Genomic DNA, 4,349 nt, shown 5'->3' on the forward strand with positions numbered 1-4,349 from the left:
ACCAACAGAGGAAAACCATGAAACGGACGACATCATTTTATTCGGCATTGGCGGTCGGTTTACTGACTGCGACGGTTGCGGCATCGGAGACGGAACTGACAGTTTACACCGCCGTTGAGGCGGAGGATCTGGCGAGGTATGCGGAGACGTTCAACCAGAGTAACCCTGATATCAAGATCAACTGGGTTCGGGACTCGACGGGGATCATCACCGCGAAGCTGCTGGCTGAGCGTGACAACCCACAGGCGGATGTGGTCTGGGGGTTGGCTGCGACCTCTCTGCTGCTGTTGAAATCCGAAGGGATGCTGGAGCCTTATGCCCCGGTTGGCGTAGACAAGCTGGATGCGAAATTCGTCGATGGTGACAACCCGCCTGCCTGGGTTGGCATGGACGCCTGGGTTGCCTCGGTTTGCTACAACACGGTTGAGGCGGAAAAGGCCGGGCTGAAGCCGCCCACTTCGTGGAAGGACCTGACTGATCCGATGTACAAGGATCAGGTGATCATGCCGAACCCGAATTCCTCTGGCACGGGGTTCCTTGATGTGTCCAGCTGGCTTCAAATGTTTGGCGAAGAAGGTGGCTGGGAATACATGGATGCGCTGCACGAGAATATTGCGCGCTACACCCATTCCGGCTCGAAGCCTTGCAAACTGGCGGCGGCGGGCGAGATCCCGATTGGTATCTCTTTTGCGTTCCGTGGGGCGAAGTCCAAAGCTGATGGCGCACCGCTGGAAATCATTGTGCCTTCGGAAGGCGTCGGCTGGGACATGGAAGCAACCGCGATTGTGGCCGGTACCGCAAATCTGGAAGCCGCGCAGAAGCTGGTGGACTTCACCGTCACCAAAGAGGCCAACGAGATGTACAATACCGGCTATGCGGTCGTGGCGTATCCCGGCGTTGCAAAACCGGTTGAACACTTCCCAGAAGGTCTTCTGGATGCGATGATCAACAATGATTTCGAGTATGCCGCCAACAATCGCGCGGCAATCCTGAAGGAATGGCAGTCTCGCTATGACGGAAAGTCTGAAGCGAAATAATTCCATTGGCAGGAGGGGCTTTTGTGCCGCTCCTGCCCGCCACTCTCTTGTTCCCACCAACACAACCAACTCACCCGGCGCGCACCGGCCAGGATCGGTCGTGCCCGAGGTGCAGATGTGAGGACCTCTCCCGTGCTTCAGAAAACACCACCCGGTGAACTGTATCTCAGCATCCAGAATTTGTGGAAAGCGTTCGGCAGCTTTCTGGCACTCAAGGACATCTCTCTTGAAATCAAAGAAGGTGAATTCATTTGTTTCCTTGGCCCGTCCGGCTGCGGCAAGACCACCTTGTTGCGGGCGATTGCCGGGCTGGATCTGCAGACCAAGGGTACGGTTATGCAGGATGGCAAGGACGTCTCCAACCTGCCCCCGTCCGAGCGCGATTTCGGGATTGTGTTTCAGTCCTATGCGCTGTTCCCGAACCTGACGATCGAAAAGAACATCGCATTTGGCCTTGAAAACACGGGCCGCAGCAAGTCGGATATCGCGGTTCGGGTGAGCGAGCTGTTGAACCTTGTTGGTCTGCCGGATCAGGGCAGGAAATACCCGGCACAATTGTCCGGTGGCCAGCAGCAGAGGATTGCGCTGGCCCGCGCCATTGCAACCAATCCCGGTTTGCTGCTGCTGGACGAACCCCTGTCGGCGCTGGACGCCAAGGTGCGCGTTCACCTGCGGCATGAGATCAAGGAATTGCAGCGCAAGCTGGGTGTGACCACCGTGATGGTGACGCACGATCAGGAAGAAGCGCTGGCCATGGCCGACCGCATCGTGGTGATGAACCACGGGGTGATTGAACAAGTTGGATCGCCCACGGAGATCTACCGCGAACCGGCCAACCTGTTCGTGGCCGACTTTATCGGTGAAATGAACCAGATCCGATCTCAGGTCACCAAAGGCGGGCGGTTGAGCGTCGGGGAAAAGACCTTTGCCTGCCTCAGCCACACGTTCAATGATGGCACCCCGGTCATCGCAGCCATTCGTCCCGAAGACATCATCCCTCATGAAGCTGGTTATCTTGACACGGGCGGCAATCGGAACTGCATCGAGGTCACGCTTGATGAAATGGAGTTTCTGGGCTCGTTCTGGCGTTGCCGCCTGAACAACGAGCGGTTCGGATCTTCTGAACTGATCGCGGATTTTTCGATCAACGCCGTGCGTCGTCTTGAGCTGGAAGAGGGGTGCAGCATGGTGATCGAGCTTCCCGAGAACCGCCTGATGGCGTTTGACCTTCCGGAGGCTGCGGCATGAGCACGATGTCGACCAATCACGACACATTGCCTGTCGGGCCGGATATCAGGCCCAGGCTCAGCCGCGATGACATCCTGATGCGCGGAAGCATGATGGTGATCGCGCTCTATCTGATCGTGACACTGGCGCTGCCGCTTTACACGATGCTTTCCAAGTCCTTCTCGACCTACCGGGTCGAGCTGTCCCAGTATGAGTTTCAGGTCAGTGATGAAGCGGGTGTGTTTGACGGAACGATCCTGACGGCTGACGAACTGAACAGGCAATTGGGGGTGTATTCCGACACCGATCTGACAACCGGCTCGGACGGGCGTTTGCCGGTGACCGGGTTTTTTCCGGATTTCAGCTTTCGCAGCCCGGTCATGTACCAGATGCGGAACACGACGGAGGCCGGGCGCTTTCTGGTCGGGTCGACTTTGAACGAAGGCACCGATTGGGTCGAGCTTGATTCCAACACGTTCCGCCGGGTGCAGATGCGGCCGGTTCAAGCGCGGGGTCTGGGCAACTTCATCAACTACTTCTCAACCCCGGCCCTGTTCAACTCGATCAAGAATTCCCTTTGGATTTCGGTTGTCAGCACAATCGTTACGGTGACGCTGGCGTTCTGGTTTGCCTATGCGCTGAACCGAAGCTGCATGCGGTTCAAGGGGGTCTTTCGCCTGATCGCGATGGCGCCGATTCTGGTTCCCTCGCTGCTGCCGGGCATCGCGCTGGTCTACCTGTTCGGCAATCAGGGGATGATCAAGGAGTTGCTGTTCGGAGCCAGTATCTACGGCCCCATAGGCATCGTGATCGGATCGGTCTTCTTTACCTTTCCACACGCGTTCCTGATCATATCGACCGCGCTCGCGATATCGGATGCGCGGTTGTACGAGGCCGCTGTCAGCTTGCGTTCTACCCCCTGGCGGACATTCTGGACCGTCACTATACCAGGCGCGCGCTACGGCCTGATTTCAGCAGCCTTTGTCGTGTTCAATCTGGTGATCACCGATTTTGGCCTGCCAAAGGTGATCGGCGGCCAGTTCAACGTGCTTGCCGTGGATATCTACAAACAGGTGATCGGCCAGCAGAACTTTGAGATGGGCGCCGTGGTCTCGGTGGTTCTGGTCATCCCCGCAATTCTGGCTTTTGCCATCGACCGGATGGTTCAGTCCAAGCAGGTGGCGCTGCTGTCTGCGCGCTCGGTTCCATATCAGGCAACACCAAACCCAAAGACTGATCGCATATTCCTGATCTACTGCAGTTTGATCGGCCTGTTCATTGTTGGTCTTCTGGCCGTGTGTCAGTTTGCGGCGTTGATCAAGTTCTGGCCCTACGATCTGAGCCTGAGCCTCAAGAATTACCAGTTCGACAAGATGGATGGCGGCGGCTGGGGATCGTATTTCAACTCGATCAAACTGGCTTTCCTGACGGCGGTGATCGGCACGACGGTTGTCTTCTTCGGGGCGTATCTGGTGGAAAAATCGAACGGCTTCAAAACCGGACGGTCGATCTTTCAGATGTTCGCCATGCTGCCGATGGCCATTCCGGGCATGGTTCTGGGACTGTCGTATATCTTCTTCTTCAACAACCCGTCCAATCCGTTCAATGCGATCTACGGCACCATGGCGATCCTGGTGGTTTGCACGGTGACGCATTTCTATACCGTATCGCACCTGACGGCGGTCACCGCTCTCAAGCAGATGGATAAAGAGTTCGAGTCGGTGTCGGCCTCTCTCAAACAGCCGACAATGAAGCTGTTTGCCCGCGTGACGGTGCCGGTCTGCCTGCCTGCGGTGCTGGACATCTCGATCTATCTGTTCGTCAACGCGATGACGACCGTGTCGGCGGTTGTGTTCCTCTACTCACCCAAAACCACACTCGCGTCCATCGCGGTGCTGAACATGGATGATGCCGGGGATATCGCACCCGCAGCCGCAATGGGCATGATGATCTTCTACACCAACGCAGCCGCCCGGATCTTTCATCTGATGGCATCAAAAGGCATCCTGGCCCGCACACAGGCCTGGCGCAGCAGGTAATCCACACAAAAAACTCAATACCCCCGCAGATCACATATCTGCGGGG

At 57.0% G+C, this 4,349-nt stretch carries 3 protein-coding genes; all 3 read left to right on the forward strand.

Annotation, left to right across the window (positions count from 1 at the left end; translation table 11 throughout):
• Nucleotides 1–17 precede the first annotated feature (17 nt).
• The 3 genes from ACR0M9_RS20930 (at nucleotide 18) to ACR0M9_RS20940 (ending at nucleotide 4,303) form a co-directional block, all read left to right on the forward strand.
• Nucleotides 18–1,037, forward strand: a complete 1,020-nt coding sequence (locus ACR0M9_RS20930; protein WP_480484969.1) for a putative 2-aminoethylphosphonate ABC transporter substrate-binding protein — start codon at nucleotides 18–20, stop codon at nucleotides 1,035–1,037.
• A 132-nt stretch (nucleotides 1,038–1,169) separates the two neighbouring features.
• Entirely contained in the window at nucleotides 1,170–2,285 is a 1,116-nt protein-coding gene (locus tag ACR0M9_RS20935) for a putative 2-aminoethylphosphonate ABC transporter ATP-binding protein (RefSeq protein ID WP_267365559.1), read from the forward strand.
• Nucleotides 2,282–4,303: a putative 2-aminoethylphosphonate ABC transporter permease subunit gene (locus tag ACR0M9_RS20940; protein ID WP_480484610.1), complete on the forward strand. Its 2,022-nt coding sequence runs from the start codon at nucleotides 2,282–2,284 to the stop codon at nucleotides 4,301–4,303. Before ACR0M9_RS20935 ends, ACR0M9_RS20940 begins: the two co-directional genes overlap by 4 nt.
• The last annotated feature ends 46 nt before the right edge of the window (nucleotides 4,304–4,349 follow it).

The sequence above is a fragment of the Ruegeria sp. CH2 genome (assembly GCF_056537065.1).

Bases quoted from the DNA above. Each gene is read 5' to 3' on its own strand.
- ACR0M9_RS20940 (WP_480484610.1), top strand. From the start codon at position 2,282: ATGAGCACGATGTCGACCAATCACGACACATTGCCTGTCGGGCCGGAT.
- ACR0M9_RS20930 (WP_480484969.1), top strand. From the start codon at position 18: ATGAAACGGACGACATCATTTTATTCGGCATTGGCGGTCGGTTTACTG.